The organism is Paenibacillus sp. BAC0078 (assembly GCF_054483875.1).
This window is the reverse complement of the sequence record NZ_JBTLRW010000006.1, coordinates 88141-105475: the sequence shown is the minus strand read 5'-3', so window position 1 is coordinate 105475 and position 17335 is coordinate 88141. Positions and strand designations below refer to the sequence as shown.

Sequence of the window (17335 nt, the reverse complement as noted above, 5' to 3'; positions counted from 1 at the left end):
ATTATAATAAGCCTATCGCCTTCGTGTTACACGAAGTCAAGTCATATTCAACACTTTATTTTCCAAGGAGGATTACATGCATACGGTCAAAGAAGCCGCCCAGATAACGGGACTCACCGAGCACGCCGTGCGCTTTTACACAGATAAAGGCCTGGTGCCAAGCGTACAGCGCAATCAAAACAACATTCGGATGTTCGACGAAGAATCGATCAACTGGCTGCATGGCGTCAAATGCCTCAAGCAATCCGGGATGCCGATTGATGTCATTAAAATGTACGTCGATCTCTGTCTCGAAGGGGATTCGACCATTCCGCAACGCAGCACACTCATGATGGAGCATAAAGAAGCGGCACTCGTTAAGCTCGAAGAAGCCAAACTGCACGTTGCCCACTTGGAACAAAAAACCGCCCTATATCAGGCCATTCTGGAGCACCGCTCTCCAGATACGACCAATCCCGGCAATTGGGACAAAATTCAGCATATGCATCGTGACGTATTTTACTCGCCCTCTGTTTCACCAGGAAACTTAAGTCCATAACTTGCCTAAATCTGAATACCCTTTTTTAAAGTTCATCTTATATAGGTTGCGGGCCTCTCTCTTTTATGGCATTGTATTAACAGGTTTAGTCGGAATTATCGGCTATGCCTGATCGTTATATGTATGTTATAAGGAGAGACTTCCTGTGCTGCCTATTCATGAAATTATTCCAAGCTCCAGAACCAAAGATATGTATTTGTCTATTAGAAAACAGGGCACGGTATCCAAACAAACGCTGCTGGAGGAGAGCGGACTTACCGTCAGCACCTTGACCCGCATCCTCGATGAGCTTCTTGCCCAGGGTCTGCTGTCGGAGGTCGGCTACGGTGAATCGACCGGAGGCCGGAGACCAACCCTGTATGAAACCAATCCTGTCTATGGCTATGTGTTCGGGCTGGAAATCTCCCGTACGCATTCCAAGCTTGCGCTTATGAATCTTCATTTATCCCTGTTGGATGAGTATACATGGACAATGGATGAGCACACCACACCGGAGCGTCTGGTGGAATCTGTCCATTCTCAGGTGCTGCGTATGCTGGAGCAGGCCGCTATTAACATCAGCCAGGTCATCGGGCTTGGCATTGGGGCGGTTGGCCCCCTGGATCGCAAGGAGGGAATCATCCTGCATCCGGCAGGCTTTGCCGCACCCGGCTGGTCGCAGGTGCATATCAAGGAACAGCTTGAGCAGCTTCTGGATGTGCCGGTCTGCCTGGATAACGGAGCCAATACCGCGCTGCTCGGCGAGTATTGGGCAGGCGGCAACCTGCGGCTGCATCAACTGCTCTACCTGCATGCCGGAATCGGGCTGCGCTCAGCTATTATGAACGAAGGACGGATTCTGTACAGCGTGATTGATACTGAAGGCGCAGCCGGGCAAATGATCATCGAGAATGCCGGCATTCCATCACGCCACCCAGGCGGCAATGATGGAGCATGGGAATCCTATGTATCCATCCGCACACTGGAAATGCAAGCCCGTGAGGAGTGGAAGCTCGGCAAGATCACCCTGCTCCGCGAGCTGGCACCTAACCCGGAGAGCATTGATTTTTCCCATCTGATCGAGGCCTTGCAGGCCGGGGACCCTATGGTCACCGGGATTTTCGGGCAAGCAGCGGTCTATTGCGGAATCGGCCTCGCCAATCTGATCAATATTCTCCACCCGGAGGAGGTTATTCTTGGCGGTCCCTTATTCTCGGCAGCCGATTATTTCTATCAGGAAGCCATACGCGTCGCTCTTGAGAAAACCTATTACCGGGAGCAGTACAATGTCCGCTTCACCAAGGGAGCCTTAAGCGATAACGCGGTAGCCACCGGCGCGGGGGCCCTGATCCTCAATCAGCTCACAAGCTGAAGCCTGCGCACAAATATACATATCCGGGCGCAAAACAAGCCACTCCGGGAGACTGGAGCGGCTTGTTTGTGCTGAAGCTGGGGCTATTTTGCAGGCAATGATCGGACAAGTCCGCTCCTGCGGTTCACACGTTCAGGATGCCGCTTTTCCCGACTACGCTCAGCCATTGCCGTGCGAGCAAGTCATGGCCGGCCGTTGTCGGATGAACGCCGTCCCACAGCCAATATGCAGCATCCGTTCTTAGTGCTGCGGCATCGAAGACGGACTGCAGAGGCACGTGCACTGCGTCAAACTCTTCGGCCAGCTCACGAACCACCTGCTGATAATGGGTAATATGCTTCGACCATTCCTCCCAGGCTACCGCCGGAGCTCCCGTATTGAGAATAAACGGCTCGCACAGAACCAGCTTCGTCTGTGGCAGCACCTCGCGGGTCTCTTGCAGCACATGGCGGTAGGCCCGTTCATAACGGTCGGTTACGCCGCCTGGCTCACCATTCGTCATTTTCCAGATATCATTGACTCCGATCAGGATGCTGAGCACATCCGGCTGAAGATAGATGGCATCCTCGTTCCAACGGGCATACAAATCGGAAATCCGGTTTCCGCTGATCCCGCGGTTATAGAATACGGGCCGTTGCTCAGCCAGCTCATTGCCCAGCTTGCCCCCGATGATATAAGCATAGCCGTGCCCAAGAATATGATTGGGGTCCTCATCGCGCCCGCGGTTGCCGTCCGTGATGGAATCGCCTTGAAACAGAAAAACCTTGCCGCCCTTGGATGCTGGAATAGACATTAACAATTTCTCTCCTTTGACTGTATAAGTTGAATAGACCCGGCAGATTGGAAGGAATCTACTGAATACGCTTACGTATTGTTAGGCCGATATGATACTATTAACACGACTGTTTCTCATCATAACAGAAACTCTTCAGGGAGGAAATGACAAATATGAAATACAGAAGACTGGGCAATACCGGACTGAAGGTCAGCGAGATTGGCCTCGGAAGCTGGCTCACTTATGGGACGGCGGCGGAACAGAAGGCGGCGGATGCCTGTGTAGCTAAAGCTTTTGAATGCGGTATCAATTTCTTCGATACAGCGAACGCCTATAACCGTGGTGAAGGTGAAAAAGCGATTGGCGCCGCGCTCCGCTCCTATCAGCGGTCAGATTATGTTCTCAGCACCAAGGTCTATTTCCCTATGGGGGAGGGCGTAAATGACCGCGGCTTGTCCCGCAAGCATATTATGGAGCAATGCGAAGCCAGCCTGCGGCGTCTCGGCACCGATTATATCGACGTCTATTTCTGCCACCGCTTTGATGCGGAGACTCCGGTAGAAGAGACGCTGCGCGCGCTGGATGACCTGACCTCCCAGGGCAAAATCCTCTACTCCGCTGTCAGCGAGTGGTCTGCGGCGCAAATTTCCCATGCCGCAGGGATCAGCCGCCGGCTGAATCTGCGTCCGCTGGCTGGAAACCAGCCGATCTATAACATGTTCGAGCGTTACATCGAGGAGGAGGTGCTTGAGGTGTCCAAGCATGAAGGACTTGGACAAGTCGTCTTCTCGCCGCTTGCGCAAGGCATCCTGACCGGCAAGTACAAGCCGGGCCAGCAGCCGCCAGCCGGCACACGCGGTGCGGACGACTCGGTTAACGGCGTCATCCGCAGCTACCTGCGGGATGACGTGCTCAGCGTCGTGGCTGAGCTGGACGAAGTGGCCTCAGAGCTGGGCCTGAAGCTGTCGCAGCTTGCGCTGGCCTGGGTGCTGCGGCAGCCGGGCGTAAGCTCGGCGCTGATCGGGGCCAGCAAGCCGGAGCAGGTGGAAGAGAACGCCCGGGCCGTAGAGCACGTGCTCCAGCCGGACACGCTGGAGCGGATCGAGGGCATTCTCCGGCAGGTGGCCGATTTTGCCCCGGCGAGATAATACGGCTGCACGCAAATACACCCTCTCCCGTGAAGATGAGGGTGTATTTGTGCTGCCCGTTATTCCCGCAAGCAGTCGGCTGAATAACTCACTTGTCACATGCGGCACAGAAAGAATTATTCCGCCCCTACCCCATGTGTCAGAGGCTCAATAACCGACTGCGTGGAAGCTGAATCCAGCGCAACAGGCGGAACCTCCAGCGCCAGCAAAAGGCTACCTGCTGCCAGCAGCAGCGCTAATTTTCTCTTCATTAATCGTCCGCACCTCGCCAATAAGAAGTTTATATTGCTCTTGATCCTCGACGGAGCTGAGATGTCTGTATTGCTCAAATAATCCTACGCATTGAATAATGCTTCTATCACTGTTTATTTTAACAGAGCACTCCAGACTTTGGAATAAGTAAGCGATACCATCCTTGTATCTCTGCGTATTTAAATGATACACCGCCAGTTCGAACAGCAGTGTCTTATATTTATCTGTGCTCACCTGGATATTCAGCTTTCCCATCCGGGTCCGCTGCTCCTTAAAGCCCAGAAATGGCTGGAAACGCTCGATAATTTCATCCACCGAAAAATGAAACCGGTTGGCTGCCTGCATAATTTTGATTAGCCCCGGAACAATCTCATTCTCCCTGGAGGCAATGAACCCGACATAATCCGCAAGCACCTCTGTTTCCCCGGACATCAGGCGATACAGATATGTATTCGCTTCAGCCCATTCCTTGAACTGGTCCTTAATCTGCCGGGCTTCCTCTGTATCCTCCTTCACCCAGCCAGCGTCTGCATAAAGCGAGACATAATGCAGCGCCTGCTTGTAATCACCGCGTTCATCACAGACGGCTGAGCGGAGCAAATGTGAATACAGGATGTAGAAACACAGGGGTCTTGCCGGTTCTTTGTGTGCCGCTCGCCGGCTGATTTTATGATATTTGTTCTGATATTGAATGGCTGCCTTGCGCCCCAGCTCTTCCGCTATTGCATCGACTTTATTCCAGCGCCCAAGTGAAGCATAGATATTCGCCAGATCCTTAAGCGCATTTAATTGGTCCACCTCATCCAGCCGCTCTACAAAATACTCAAAGTACATGGCCGTCCGCAGGTTGGCATCCTGATCCTTTCCCAGCGCAATCGTAAACAAGCGGTACTGGCACACCGCCAGCCGCTCCGAATGCTGGTATTTCTCACTCTCTGCCACACCTTCGTACAGCAGGGCCGCCGCTTGCCGTTTGCCTTGGCTGAAGAATTCCTCTGCCGTGTCGAACAGCACCTGGGCATACGAAATATTATCCATAATATTCTGGACCACCCGGCGGATGCATTCCAGCTTGTCCAGCTCCGCGCAGCGCTGCAGGAATGGTCCCAACCGCCGCCAATCGGGGGTGGAGTGAATCACACATTCATCTATGTACAGCTCATAGAAATCCCCTTCGGCAAGGCCCATACCCGCTGTAATCCGGTCAAGCTGCTTCATTGCAATAGGACGATTTCCATTTATAATACTGCTGAGTGTACCCGAGTTAACCCCGGACATCCCGGCAAACTGGTTAATTGTGATACCTTCTCTTTTCAAGTACTTATCCAGCTCATCTTGAATTGTAGTTGTTGCTGTTGCTTCCACACAAACACCGCCCTAGGAAACCATATATTTGAACTATCATCCAGATATTCCTATATCTTAGGCGCTAATATAACGCAGGTCAATATCCGTTTGCGCGTTCAAAAGTGGTTGACAGAAAAGGAATCAGCCGTTCCAGGGTATAAATGCGGAGATTAAGTGATCAGCTTCGACTCCTCCGCCTGCTCTGCCGCACGCCGGATGAACCGCTCAAGCGGCTTCTGCAGGGTAAGCGCCAACACCAGGGCGGCAATACCGAAGAGAATCAAAGCAACCGCGTCACGGATGGCAACTGCCGGCAGTATGCCGCCAACCGCTTCCCTCATTAGGCTAATCGCATAGGTGAACGGCATAAACGGGTTCAGGATTTGGAAGAAGCGCCCGGTGGTGCTGACCGGGAAGGTCCCGCCGGAGCTGGAGAACTGAAGCACCATGAACACGATGGCTATGCCTTTACCTAAGCTGCCAAAGACAGAGACCAGGGTGAACACAATCGTCACAAATATGATGCTGATCAGGACGGCAAACAACACAAACCACAGCTTGTCGGCGACATAGCATTTCAGCAGATAGATATTGCCCAGCACCGCTACAAGGGCCTGGAGAATGCCTACGGTAAGAAAAGTCAGCAGGCGGCCAAAATAAAGCTGGTAGCGGCGGTATGCTACTCCTCCGGTATCGACTCCGGTCCGCAGCAGGGAAATGAGCAGCGTGCCGCCAACCCACAAGGAAAGCACCACGTAAAACGGGGTCATGGCTGAGCCGTAATTAGGGATCGGATATAACGCCTTTTCCTTCATCACCACAGGGCTTGCGAGAAAATCGCTGATTCCCTTAATATCTCCGCCCAGCAGCTTGGCGATTTCCTCCAGATTGACATCCTGCTTGATCTCGCGGACCGTACTTGCGGCGCGGCGGACGGCATTCTCCAGGGCGGGAAGATCGTCCCTCACCAGTTCCGCCGCCCGGTTCACCCCCTTATCCGCGAGGGGAAGCCCGGAGGTAATCAACTGCGACGCGCGGCGGAGCTTCTCCTCCGCCCCCGGCAGATCCTTCCGGGCGAATTCGGCCGCCGCGTGAATTTCTTCTCCGGCAGCGGGCAGCGCGCTCTGAATGCGCGGCAGCACTTTCGTCGCGAAATCGTTGAACGCCGCCAGCCTGCCGCTCATTTCGGCTGCCGCCGCATGTACCTCGCCCGCAACCGCGGGCAGATTGTCCCGCAGCTTGGCAAGCTCGGTCTGCCCGTTATGGATGGCGGTCCCCGCTTCATCCAGCACCGTATCCAGCGCCGCCAGCCGCTCTGGCGCCTGCTGCAAATCCGTGGCGGCAGTCCCCGCCACGGCTGTCAACTGCTGCAGCGTGCTCTGCAGCGCTGGCAGCGCCTCCGCAGCCGAGGCTACAGCCGCCCCGGCCTCGTCCAGTCTGTCCGAGGCCCGGTCCAGCACCTGCTCCACCTTGCGGAAATCCGCATCCAGCCCGGACAGCAGCAGCTCCGCGCGGGTAAGCTCCGGCAGTCTGCCCTGCAGCTCCTGGAGCCTGCCCGCAGCATTGCTGATCTGCCCCCAATGCTCGTCCAGCAGCTCCGCTGCCTTGCCTGCCTGCTCTACCTCCGGCAGCTTGTCCGTAAGCGCGGCAATCCGTCCGGCGGAGCCAGCAATCTGCGGCCAGTCCTGCTGCAGCTTCAGCACCAGCTTCCCTGCCTTTTCAAGCTCCGGCAGACTGGCCTCAAGCTTAAATAGACCCTGCTCCACCTTGCGGATAACCGGCAGCTCGGTCTGGAATTCACGGTCGATGGAACTAAGGGCCGTAAGCACCGTACTGCTTAGGGTTTCTGTGAACCGCTCGCTGATCTGTGCTGTAATGGCGGAAGCGCCTTTGGCGGTGATTTTCGGCGCAATTGCATTGATTTTTTCGTTTACGGTATAATCCATTTCCGGCTTCACCAGCCTGCCTTCAAGGACCCCCGCCATCCGCTGTGAGAACTCTGCGGGAATGATGATGCTGGCATAATAATCTCCGCGCCGCACCCCTTCCACCGCTGATTCGGCATCTGTGAACGTCCAGCCCAGCGATTTGTTGCCGCGCAGGCTCTCCAGTACCTCATTTCCGATGTTGAAGCTTTTTCCGTCCACAGCGGCTCCCTGATCCAGGCTGGCGACAGCGATTTTAATTCCGGACGTATTGCTGTACGGGTCCCACACCGCCGCAACATTCACCCAATCGTAGACGGAGGGCAGTACCGCAAGCGCGGCAACCAGCAGCATGGCTACCGGAGCTTTGAACAGGTTGACCCAATCCTTTTTATAAATCCGCCATATCGCCCCCATGTTTCCCATTCACCCCTAAGCCGTAATCTGGATAGTTTAATATGCCCCGGAGCGGTTCTATTTCATGCCTAACTTTTCCACTTCCGACTCCAAAAATTTTTGCAACCTTATCCGCCAAATCATCGTTAATAAAGGTACAAACCCGATTTGAGAAGCACTCAAAAGGGTAATTAGGAATATAGGCTTATACCGGGTCATATTCAATCTTAAGGGGGAAATTATAATGTTAAAGAAAAAGCTGGTTTATCTGTTTCCTGTGCTGGTCCTGCTGTTCCTCTCCCTGGTGACTTCGGCAAGCACTACGGGTACACGTGTAGATGCGAAAAGCGGCGATAAAACCCAGAACCTGACGGTTTATATACACGCACTTCAGTCCAAGGACGGTCACACCATCCTTACAGCTGACGAAATTGAATGGTACGAAGGAGCCGCCGCCGACCGTATCTTTGCTGAACGCGATCCTGAAGGGGCGGCAGAGATTGGCGGAGCACCTGACGGCTACTATATTGTGAACGACAGCGACACCCTCACCTCTTATCCAATTGCCGACAATGCCAAGGTGACAATGCAAATTTACGATCACACCGGAAACATCGGGGATCTGGACATTAACTGGAACGAAAGCATCACCCTTCAGAAGTTCATTCAGGAATTCGCCAAGACTGACATTTTCGACCTGAGCCAATCGCCCTACCACATCACGATTCAAGACGGCCAGGTAACATCCATCGTTCAGCAGTACATTCCGTAACTCATTTATATTTTGTTAAAAGACCGCATTCGTCCATCTTGGGCGGGTGCGGTCTTTGTCTCAAAAACAAAACAACCGCTGCTCTCATATGTGAGAGGACCATCAAATGCAGAGAGTTGATTTCCCTCAAGCTTTTGCTCTATCATTGAGAAGACACCTCTCCGTTAGGAGATTCTGAAAAAGAGTTCAGCCCTTATCTATAGGAGAAGATAATGAGAAATTTCACAAAACATACAGCCAAAAAAATCTTAGCAAATGAAATTGATGTGGAGACATTATTAATACAATATCCAGAGTATAAAGAAGAGGTATTAAATGAAATTAGTGCTTTAAATCGTAATACAGAGTCCAATTTGGTTCATGCTGTTATTGATAGATATACGGCAAGTGCAAAGATTGCCAGCAATAAAATTTATAAGAGTGAGCTAAATGAAAAAACGATAAATACATTTCTGCCTAATATCATTAAAGCCCGATTTGCTATTTATCTACTCGAGCAACTAAATGTCGCAATCGCTTCAAAAACCCCTGCAAAGAATGTAAAGTTCAATCTTTGGGACGGGACTATACTACAAAAGCTTTTATTCGAGAAAGGACTTGAAAGAAAGCCTGTTTCACTTGGCCTATTTAAGTTTTTTTGGAGGATTGTTATAAATAAGAAGATATTAATGCCACTTGTCAATAAAAAAGGCATATATTGTTTCTACTCGAAAGCTTTAATTAAGGAGCTCTCGATTTTGATAGGCAGTAAAAAATGCCTTGAAATAGCGGCAGGTGATGGCACATTAACTAGATTTTTGAATGAAAAAAATATGAACTGTAAGGCAACAGATGACTATAGCTGGGAGCACTACATAACTTACCCTTCCTTTGTGGAGAAAGCGGATGCAAAAACTGCTCTACATAAATTCAGCCCTGAAGTAGTACTATGTTCTTGGCCAGTACCTAAAAATTCGTACGAAAAACATGTATTCAAGACAAGTTCTGTTGACTTATATATCGTAATTGGAACTAGAGACTCTGCATATACTGGAGATTTCGATTCCTACTATAGCGCCGATATGTTCACTATGGAATTGAACGAGCGATTGTCTTCTCTCATTTTACCTCCGTCAGAGGATAATGCAGTTTATATTTTTAGGCGGAAATCAAATGAACGGAGCTAATTTGCTAATACTAATTAAAAAATAAGAGTGTTCCCCATCCTTGGCAGGCTGGACGGAACACTCTTCTGAATGATTATAAATCGCTAACTGAGGTGGAATTTCTCCACTTCATCCCGCTGAGTGGCCTCCCCTCGAATGGTTATCGGGAAAAACTCCACTTATTTCCTTGAAAAATCACTGAATGAATGGAAATGGAGAGAATTAAGTCTACTTTTTCCATCTAACCACCAAAAAATCGGTGAAATTCGCAAATTAGGTTTCCTTTTTCCACTTCATCCAATCTCACGGTTTATTTCGTAAGCGATTGCCCTGTCCTTACTTCCTGCTGTCCTTCACCGGCACTCCGAAATTCGGCGTGCCGTCCTCATTCCAGTGCAGGATCTGGGCGCGGGTGTGGCGGTTCGGATCGTAGAGCGGATCGCCTGTGATCTCCTTGTAATTGCGGCAGTGGTAGATCATCACATCCTCACCATTTTCGTTGACCGTGAAGCTGTTATGCCCCGGACCGTATTGTCCGTTCTCCTCGCAGGTCTTGAATACAGGCTCAGGGTGTTTGCTCCAGGAGGCGGCATCCAGCAGATCGCTGTCTTCGTCCGCCGACAGCAGCCCCATACAATAGTTGTGATCGGTAGCGCTGGCTGAGTAGCTGATGAAGATTTTGCCGCTGCGGTGGAGTACAGCTGCACCTTCATTCACGCTGAAGCCGATGACCTCCCAATCATACTCAGGCGTAGCAATCATCGTCTGCCGTCCGGTCAGCGTCCATGGGTTCTCCATCTCCGAAATGTACAGGTTGGAGTTCCCCGGAATATCCGGGTCCTTCTGGGCCCATACATAATAGAGCACTCCCTTATGCTGAAACGTGGTAGCATCCAGGGCAAAAGTTTCCCAGGCCGTCTTGATCTGGCCCTTCTCTACCCAATTGCCTTCCAGCGGATTTGGCGACTCGTTCTCCAGCGCATACATGCGGTGATCGAACAGTCCTTCCTTGGTCTCCGTCGTACGTGCAGCCGCGAAATAGATATACCATTTGCCGGAAATGTAATGGATCTCGGGAGCCCAGATATTGGCGCTCAGCGGCCCGGTTTCGTATTTGCGCCAAGCTACAACGGGTTCAGCCTCTTTAAGCCCTTCTATGGACGCGGCTCTGCGCACCTCGATCCGGTCGTATTCCGGCACCGAAGCGGTAAAATAGTAATAACCATCCGTATGCTTGTATACCCAGGGATCAGCGCGCTGCTCCACAAGCGGGTTGCTGTATTCTCTATTCGTGCTCATAATGGTTTCTCCTTTAATCTATATAAGCTGAACTTTAGATTTTTATTAAAGGGGTCTGGTCGTAACTGCGGGGAATGTTTGGACTTCCGGCCGCTGTTATATTTGGATTTCCTGATTGAAACCGCCGGGTGCGGTAGAAATCCAAATATAGCCAATGCTTACGATGCCAGCTTTCCTACGGAAAGCTCTCAGGCGGACGATATCGCTCCTACAGTTCCAAACTTCCCCTCCGTCACTTTCCCCAATTTATTAATTAAGTTCACTTTAATCTAGTTCTATTATTCTAGGGTCAGGACAACAACGGATGCCGGTGGAAGCTGGCAGGCCAGCGCTCCGTCCTTCAGAACTGCTCCATTGTATGCGGTTGGAGCAACGGTCTCCGGCGACTCGAAGGTGTTATGGGCATTCAAGTCCGTGTGGGTCAGAATTTGCCCGGTTACGGTTCCAGCCGAAATACCGGCAAGCTCAATAGTGAGGCTGGCGCTGTCCGCATGGCTCAGGTTGCAGAGTGAAACGTACAGCTTGCCGGCTTCATCGCGGGAGGCTGATACGCTAATCTGCGGAATGGATTCCTCTCCCATGCTGTACACCGGACTCTCAAAAGCTACCTCCAGCAGCTCATTCTCCTGATGGACCTTATACATCTCAAAGACATGGTAAGTAGGTGTTAGCAGCATTTTGTCGCCTTCGGTCAGGATCAGCGCCTGCAGCACGTTCACCATTTGAGCAATATTCGTCATCCGTACACGGCTGCTGTGATTCTGGAAAATATTCAGGTGTATTCCTGCTACGAGCGCATCCCTAAGGGTGTTCTGCTGGTACAGGAATCCGGGATTCGTGCCCGGCTCGGAAAGGAACCAGGTTCCCCATTCATCTATAATCAATCCCACCCGCTGTTCCGGATCGTACTTGTCCATAATCGCGGAATGACGGGTAATGAGCTCATCCATATGGAGGGATTTCTTCATGGTCTCGAACCATTCACTGTTATCGAAGCCGAGCGCGTAACGCTTCTCTTCCCAGCTTCCCGGGATGGTGTAGGAATGCAAGCTGAGACCGTCCATGAACTGTCCGGCTTCGCGCATCAGCACTTCCGTCCAGTTGTAGTCGTCCACATTGGCGCCTCCGGCAATTTTATAGAGCTTGTTATCTCCATAATTACGCGCATAGGTCTGGTAACGGCGATACAGGTCTGCATAATATTCCGGACGCATATTGCCTCCGCAGCCCCAGCTCTCGTTCCCCACGCCAAAATATGTAAGCCTCCACGGCTGCTCGCGCCCATTCTCGGCACGCCAGTTCGCCATTGGAGATTCACCGTCAAAGGTCATATACTCCACCCATTCCGACATTTCCTGAACTGTGCCGCTGCCAACATTGCCGCAGATGTACGGCTCACAATCCAGCAGCTCGCAGAGCCGGAAAAATTCATGAGTGCCAAAGTGGTTGTTCTCCACCACTCCGCCCCAGTGGGTGTTGATCATGCGTTTGCGGGACTCGGGAAGGCCGATGCCGTCCTTCCAGTGATATTCGTCGGCGAAGCAGCCGCCAGGCCAGCGCAGCACGGGAATGTCGAGCTTGCGCAAAGCGGAGATAACATCATTGCGGATGCCGTCTGTATTCGGAATAGGCGAATCCTTGCCGACCCAAATGCCTTCATAGATGCATCTGCCGAGATGCTCGGCGAAATGTCCGTAGATATTTTTATTGATTATGCTTTTAGGGTGATCAGATTGGATGGTAAGCTTTGCAGTCATAGTTTCTCTCTCCTTGAGAAGCTTTATATTTAGCCTTTTATCCCTGAATTCAGATTAATGGATTGAACAAAGTATTTCTGTGCGAACAGGAACAACAGCAAGGTAGGAATAATCGCCAGGATCGCTGATCCCATCAATTGCCCGATCATACGGTAGTTGCCGTAGATATCCTGCAGTAATAGAAGCCCCGCCGTAACCGGCATTTTGTCAACATCAGTGAATACGATAACCGGCCACAGGAAGTCATTCCATGATCCGGTGAAGGAAAACAGGGCGCATACAATCAGAATTGGTTTAATCAGCGGCACAATGATCGACATATAAATCCTGTAATGACTCGCACCGTCCACATGGGCCGATTCATCGAGCTCCTTCGGAATCCCGTTCATAAACTGTCTAACCAGAAAGATATTGCCCATGCCTGCCAGACCCGGGATAATCATCGCCCAGGAGGTGTTGACCCAGCCCAGTGCATCAATAATTTTGTAGGAAGGGATCAAATTCACTACACCAGGAAAAAACGAAATCCCTAGCAGGGTGAAAAAGAGTGTATCTCTTCCTTTAAATTTCATCCGCGAGTAGCCATAGCCGGTTATCGAGATGACCACAACCACCAAAAAGGTATGCATGGTCGCAATAAACAAGGAGTTCATCAACCACCGCAGAATGGGAGCCGTAGAAGTGTTCTCTAAGATAGAGACATAGTTATCAAAAATCCATTCCTTCGGAAATAGTCTGAAACCTGAAGAAACGACCTCGGTTTGAGAACGGAAGGAAGTGGTGATTCCGAAGATAACAGGAATGATCCAAATTACACACAGCACAATCAAGAACAGATAAGCTATATATTTTGAAACACTGATACCAGAACCTTTACTTTTCCCGCCGCTTTGTCCGTTTACAAGCGGACTTTTATTGTATTGCTCAGCCACCTGGTTTGCCATACGGGTACACCTGCCTTTTCGATTTCAATTGCTGGGCTATGCTTGATCAATACTTAAGCCGCATTACGGTTCATTACATAATATTGCAGAGCAGAGATGACCAAGATTACCAATCCCAGCAATACCGCCATCGCCGACGCCATTCCCGCAATGGACTCTCCGTTACCGAAAGCCAATTGGCGAATATACATCATCAGTACATGTGTGCTCTGACGCGGTCCCCCGTCTGTCATCATCAGCGGCTGGCCGAATACATTGAAGGCGCCCGCAGTAGTCATGACAAAGGTATAAATGAGCGGGAAACGAATGGAAGGCAATGTGATGCTCGCAAATCTGCGGACCGGTCCTGCTCCATCTATTTCTGCTGATTCATACAAATCCTGGGCCACCCCGCTGATCGAGGCACGGTAAATAATCATGTTGCCTCCAACGCCGCCCCAGATCGTGATGATAATAATGAGAATCCAGGCATATGGCTGATGGGACGGCCAGGAGACATCGGAACCGAACACATTGCCGGCCATCCCAAGCTGCTTGTTGAAGAGCAGCAGCCAGATCAACGCTCCCGCAGATATGGAAATCAGGCCCGGGATGTAAAGAATTGCCTGAATCAAGCTCTTCCCCTTTACTTTCTTATGCTCAAGTGCAACAGCTATGAGCAGCGGCAGCACGATTAACAGCGGCACACTCAGCAGAACAAAAATAAAGGTGTTCTTCAGGCCGTTGTTAAATTGTGTATGGAAGGTTGAGGTGCTGTCAAAAAGGATCGTCTTGTAGTTGTCCAGCCCGACCCAGACCGGTTCATTCATTAAATTCCATTTCGTAAAAGAAGCATAAATTCCGTAGATCGTCGGCAGCAAAATAAATGCAGCAAATAATATGACATGTGGACCTACAAAGAAAACAGGCGCCAAATTTAATTTCTTTTTCATAGGCATTCTTTTCTCCTTTGGCATAAAGCAATGTGCCGTCATCAGGCACATTGCTCTATACAATCATTTCCGTTTCAGTTCTACTTGGCTGCTCCGCCCGTTCCTTCGGCGATTTTATCTTCTACGAATTTTTGCATCGTTTTCAAGGTTTCATCAATGTCAACGTTGCCGCGGACAATATCCCCGCAATACGTATCTACTGCTTCTGCAATGTATGGATAGTATTCATAAGTATAGATGTAGAGGGAATTAATTTCTTTTTCATTGGATGTGAAGAAGGACTGCATGTAGTTCTTGAATTCCGGACTTTCGTTAACCTTCTTACTTGCTACTATTTGTCCCGCTTTGGCCCACTCAAGCGAATTCTCGCGGATGTATTCCAGGAATTTGCCGATGCCCGCTACCTTTTCCTCGGATCTGTCTTTATTCTTCAGCATTGCGAACATGTGGGAAGAGGATCTGTTGGTGAACTTATCCGCTGTTGGCGAATATACGTTGGTTACACCGAAGTTGAGGCCCTCTACCTTGGCATGCGCCGTTGAGCTCCATGTACCGTCTGTGGAGAACAGCACTTTGCCGGATTGGAACATCAGGTATCCGTCTTCACCAAATGGCGTCATCAGGCCGGCATCGTTGATTTTCTTCACATTTTCAAAGGCTTGCTTCATTACCGGAGTATTGACGGCAGGCTTGCCGTTCTCCTGGATATCCCCGCCGAGATCCTGGATCTGCGCAAGAATTACCCAGCCGAGCAAGGCGTCATTTACAACATAATCGCCTTCCTGCATTTTGCCCTGCAAGGACAGCATTTCATCAATGGTAACCACATTATCATCGAGGAAGGATTCCGCATTGTACTTCTTGAGCAAATCTTTATTGTAGTACATTACGTTACTGTGAATATCGAGAGGTACGGAATATTGGGTTCCGTCAATTGTTCCTGTTGACCAGGCTTGCGGCAGGTAATTCTCCTGCTTGATTTCAGGCTGTGCCGTTGTTACCGCTGTCATTGGCTCGAGTTGACCTTGCTTAACATATCCGGGAATCCGGTCAGCATGGATAATCGACAAATCCGGCACGCCTTTACCGGAGTTCAGAACCGTAGAAATCTTTGTATACATATCCGCGGTGACTACATGCTTTACTTTAATCTCTGGGTTTGTCGCATTGTAGTCCTTCACGAGTTGATCCATGTAAGCACCGTCATCACCGGTAAGCGGCGTCCAGAACGTAATCGTCTTTTTGTCATCGTTCCCGCAGCCTGCCAATAATGTTGATAAAAGAACAAGCGATAATAATGATAAACCCCACTTTTTATTCACACTTTTTCCTCCTAATGAAATAATTTAGTGAATCAAATAAGCGATTACCCCCCCATTTCGCATATTAGTTAAATAATTAAAAAATGTTTGAATGTATTCGCTTACAGATATAAAATAGCATATATAAACCTGAATGTAAACACAAAAATATAAATCTATTCACACATATTCAAAGTAAAATGAAAAAAGGCGCTTTTTCTGAAATAATTCGCTTATTTTCAGGTGTTTCGTCCCTTTTTCATTCAAATAAATGTAAAAACAAAATTAAGATCACTCTAAAATATATCTTAATTTTAATTATATATAACAAATAAAGGAAGGAGGCTTTCCTTTTTAGATCAATTAGTTTATAATTTTATAAAATAGTTTTTTTCTAATGACGTTTGCGGAGGAAGGTACTGAAATTATGATTTATATTAAAGATCTAATGAGTGGCATTGATATCTTCAAGGCGCTCAGCTCGGAGATCCGAATTCAGATTTTGGAGCTGCTCGCCGGCAACCAGGAACTCAACCTGAATGAAATCGCCAAAAGGCTGAATCTCAGCAATGGCGCCATTACTATGCACATTAAGAAGCTGGAAGAAAGCGGATTGATTGAGATCAATACTTCCGTAGGCAAACACGGCATCCAGAAGGTCTGCTATCTGAACAAGGATAAGCTTATGGTGGATCTTCGCAGCAAGGATATTAACAATCTGTATGAGGTCGAGATTCAGGTAGGGCATTATAGCAACTACCAGGCTGTGCCTACCTGTGGACTGGCTACGAAGGACAGCATTATCGGTGACTTCGACGAGCCGCGGTACTTCGCCGATCCCCAGCGGATTGATTCGGAGATTATCTGGATGGCTGAAGGATTTCTGGAATACCGGATTCCGAACTATCTGAAGGCCAACCAAACCTTCCGCGAAATTCAGTTCTCTATGGAGATTGGTTCAGAGGCCCCCGGCTTCAGCGACAACTACCCTTCGGATCTGTATTTCTATGTAAACGGTATCGAGATTGGTTTCTGGACCAGCCCCGGTGATTTCGGAGATACCCGCGGCACCTTCAATCCTGACTGGTGGCCGCCCCATCTCAATCAATACGGAATGCTGAAGCTTATTCGCATCAACAATGAGGGAAGCTTCATCGACGGCTGCCGCATCTCGGATATTACGCTGGATGACATTAAGCTGGATTACAAAAGTGAGCTGACCTTCCGCATTGCCGTTACCGACAAGCCGGTCAACAAACGCGGGCTAACCATTTACGGCAAGCATTTCGGCAACTACAGCCAGGATCTGCTGGCACGGGTGCTATACGATGTACATGAGGTTGGAGATGGCGAAAAAAGCCTCACCTCCTCCACTGGCGAGTAACTCTCACAAGCAGGGGCTGACGCCTATGCCGGACATACCTGCACAAAAAAGCGGAGTCTTATGCGACTC

General features: G+C 49.9%; 15 protein-coding genes. 6 read left to right on the top strand and 9 right to left on the bottom strand.

Annotated elements, in window-relative coordinates:
- The first annotated feature begins 76 nt into the window (after positions 1 to 76).
- Positions 77 to 538: a MerR family transcriptional regulator gene (locus ACX1DY_RS13540; protein ID WP_458964723.1), complete on the top strand. Its 462-nt coding sequence runs from the start codon at positions 77 to 79 to the stop codon at positions 536 to 538.
- 145 nt (positions 539 to 683) lie between these two features.
- Complete coding sequence (locus ACX1DY_RS13535) at positions 684 to 1889, top strand: ROK family protein (RefSeq protein ID WP_458964722.1); 1206 nt, start codon at positions 684 to 686, stop codon at positions 1887 to 1889.
- Positions 1890 to 2013: 124 nt separating this feature from the next.
- Here the strand turns inward: ACX1DY_RS13535 and ACX1DY_RS13530 are convergent, their stop codons facing one another.
- Positions 2014 to 2682 (bottom strand): SGNH/GDSL hydrolase family protein, encoded by a 669-nt coding sequence (locus tag ACX1DY_RS13530; protein WP_458964721.1) that lies wholly within the window; start codon positions 2680 to 2682, stop codon positions 2014 to 2016.
- Positions 2683 to 2837: 155 nt separating this feature from the next.
- Between ACX1DY_RS13530 and ACX1DY_RS13525 the strand changes: the two genes are divergently transcribed.
- The gene (locus ACX1DY_RS13525; RefSeq protein WP_458964720.1) at positions 2838 to 3812 is read left to right on the top strand and encodes an aldo/keto reductase family protein; all 975 of its coding nucleotides are present in this window, start codon (positions 2838 to 2840) and stop codon (positions 3810 to 3812) included.
- Between the two features lie 116 nt (positions 3813 to 3928).
- Here ACX1DY_RS13525 and ACX1DY_RS13520 read toward each other — a convergent pair whose 3' ends face one another.
- The 3 genes from ACX1DY_RS13520 to ACX1DY_RS13510 all read right to left on the bottom strand — a co-directional run bounded on the left by ACX1DY_RS13520 (position 3929) and on the right by ACX1DY_RS13510 (position 7753).
- A complete protein-coding gene (locus tag ACX1DY_RS13520) occupies positions 3929 to 4063 on the bottom strand; it encodes a hypothetical protein (RefSeq protein WP_458964719.1) in 135 nt (44 codons plus the stop codon).
- Positions 4026 to 5429 carry a helix-turn-helix domain-containing protein gene (locus ACX1DY_RS13515; RefSeq protein WP_458964718.1) on the bottom strand — a complete coding sequence of 468 codons (1404 nt, stop codon included), beginning with the start codon at positions 5427 to 5429 and terminating at the stop codon, positions 4026 to 4028. The genes ACX1DY_RS13520 and ACX1DY_RS13515 overlap by 38 nt, the downstream gene beginning before the upstream one ends.
- A 152-nt stretch (positions 5430 to 5581) precedes the next feature.
- The gene (locus ACX1DY_RS13510) at positions 5582 to 7753 is read right to left on the bottom strand and encodes a YhgE/Pip family protein (RefSeq protein WP_458964717.1); all 2172 of its coding nucleotides are present in this window, start codon (positions 7751 to 7753) and stop codon (positions 5582 to 5584) included.
- Between the two features lie 223 nt (positions 7754 to 7976).
- On the opposite strand from ACX1DY_RS13510, the gene ACX1DY_RS13505 reads away from it, so the two are divergent.
- Both ACX1DY_RS13505 and ACX1DY_RS13500 read left to right on the top strand, forming a co-directional pair.
- Entirely contained in the window at positions 7977 to 8504 is a 528-nt protein-coding gene (locus ACX1DY_RS13505; protein WP_458964716.1) for a hypothetical protein, read from the top strand.
- 212 nt (positions 8505 to 8716) lie between these two features.
- Positions 8717 to 9670, top strand: coding sequence for a hypothetical protein (locus ACX1DY_RS13500; protein ID WP_458964715.1), 954 nt, complete (start codon positions 8717 to 8719; stop codon positions 9668 to 9670).
- Positions 9671 to 9985: 315 nt separating this feature from the next.
- Here the strand turns inward: ACX1DY_RS13500 and ACX1DY_RS13495 are convergent, their stop codons facing one another.
- The 5 genes from ACX1DY_RS13495 to ACX1DY_RS13475 all read right to left on the bottom strand — a co-directional run bounded on the left by ACX1DY_RS13495 (position 9986) and on the right by ACX1DY_RS13475 (position 15903).
- Positions 9986 to 10948 (bottom strand): glycoside hydrolase family 43 protein, encoded by a 963-nt coding sequence (locus ACX1DY_RS13495; RefSeq protein WP_458964714.1) that lies wholly within the window; start codon positions 10946 to 10948, stop codon positions 9986 to 9988.
- Between the two features lie 278 nt (positions 10949 to 11226).
- The gene (locus tag ACX1DY_RS13490) at positions 11227 to 12705 is read right to left on the bottom strand and encodes an alpha-N-arabinofuranosidase (protein ID WP_458964713.1); all 1479 of its coding nucleotides are present in this window, start codon (positions 12703 to 12705) and stop codon (positions 11227 to 11229) included.
- A 29-nt stretch (positions 12706 to 12734) separates the two neighbouring features.
- Positions 12735 to 13649 carry a carbohydrate ABC transporter permease gene (locus ACX1DY_RS13485; RefSeq protein ID WP_458964712.1) on the bottom strand — a complete coding sequence of 305 codons (915 nt, stop codon included), beginning with the start codon at positions 13647 to 13649 and terminating at the stop codon, positions 12735 to 12737.
- Between the two features lie 53 nt (positions 13650 to 13702).
- Positions 13703 to 14581 (bottom strand): carbohydrate ABC transporter permease, encoded by an 879-nt coding sequence (locus tag ACX1DY_RS13480; RefSeq protein ID WP_458964711.1) that lies wholly within the window; start codon positions 14579 to 14581, stop codon positions 13703 to 13705.
- Positions 14582 to 14661: 80 nt separating this feature from the next.
- Positions 14662 to 15903: an extracellular solute-binding protein gene (locus tag ACX1DY_RS13475; RefSeq protein ID WP_458964710.1), complete on the bottom strand. Its 1242-nt coding sequence runs from the start codon at positions 15901 to 15903 to the stop codon at positions 14662 to 14664.
- A gap of 406 nt (positions 15904 to 16309) precedes the next feature.
- Here ACX1DY_RS13475 and ACX1DY_RS13470 point away from each other — a divergent pair, with 406 nt between their 5' ends.
- Entirely contained in the window at positions 16310 to 17266 is a 957-nt protein-coding gene (locus ACX1DY_RS13470; protein ID WP_458964709.1) for an ArsR/SmtB family transcription factor, read from the top strand.
- Positions 17267 to 17335: the final 69 nt, after the last annotated feature.

Coding starts and splice junctions, on each gene's coding strand:
- ACX1DY_RS13540 (WP_458964723.1), top strand. CDS start 77: ATGCATACGGTCAAAGAAGCCGCCCAGATAACGGGACTCACCGAGCAC.
- ACX1DY_RS13530 (WP_458964721.1), bottom strand. CDS start 2,682: ATGTCTATTCCAGCATCCAAGGGCGGCAAGGTTTTTCTGTTTCAAGGC.
- ACX1DY_RS13525 (WP_458964720.1), top strand. CDS start 2,838: ATGAAATACAGAAGACTGGGCAATACCGGACTGAAGGTCAGCGAGATT.
- ACX1DY_RS13520 (WP_458964719.1), bottom strand. CDS start 4,063: ATGAAGAGAAAATTAGCGCTGCTGCTGGCAGCAGGTAGCCTTTTGCTG.
- ACX1DY_RS13510 (WP_458964717.1), bottom strand. CDS start 7,753: ATGGGGGCGATATGGCGGATTTATAAAAAGGATTGGGTCAACCTGTTC.
- ACX1DY_RS13505 (WP_458964716.1), top strand. CDS start 7,977: ATGTTAAAGAAAAAGCTGGTTTATCTGTTTCCTGTGCTGGTCCTGCTG.
- ACX1DY_RS13500 (WP_458964715.1), top strand. CDS start 8,717: ATGAGAAATTTCACAAAACATACAGCCAAAAAAATCTTAGCAAATGAA.
- ACX1DY_RS13495 (WP_458964714.1), bottom strand. CDS start 10,948: ATGAGCACGAATAGAGAATACAGCAACCCGCTTGTGGAGCAGCGCGCT.
- ACX1DY_RS13490 (WP_458964713.1), bottom strand. CDS start 12,705: ATGACTGCAAAGCTTACCATCCAATCTGATCACCCTAAAAGCATAATC.
- ACX1DY_RS13485 (WP_458964712.1), bottom strand. CDS start 13,649: ATGGCAAACCAGGTGGCTGAGCAATACAATAAAAGTCCGCTTGTAAAC.
- ACX1DY_RS13480 (WP_458964711.1), bottom strand. CDS start 14,581: ATGAAAAAGAAATTAAATTTGGCGCCTGTTTTCTTTGTAGGTCCACAT.
- ACX1DY_RS13470 (WP_458964709.1), top strand. CDS start 16,310: ATGATTTATATTAAAGATCTAATGAGTGGCATTGATATCTTCAAGGCG.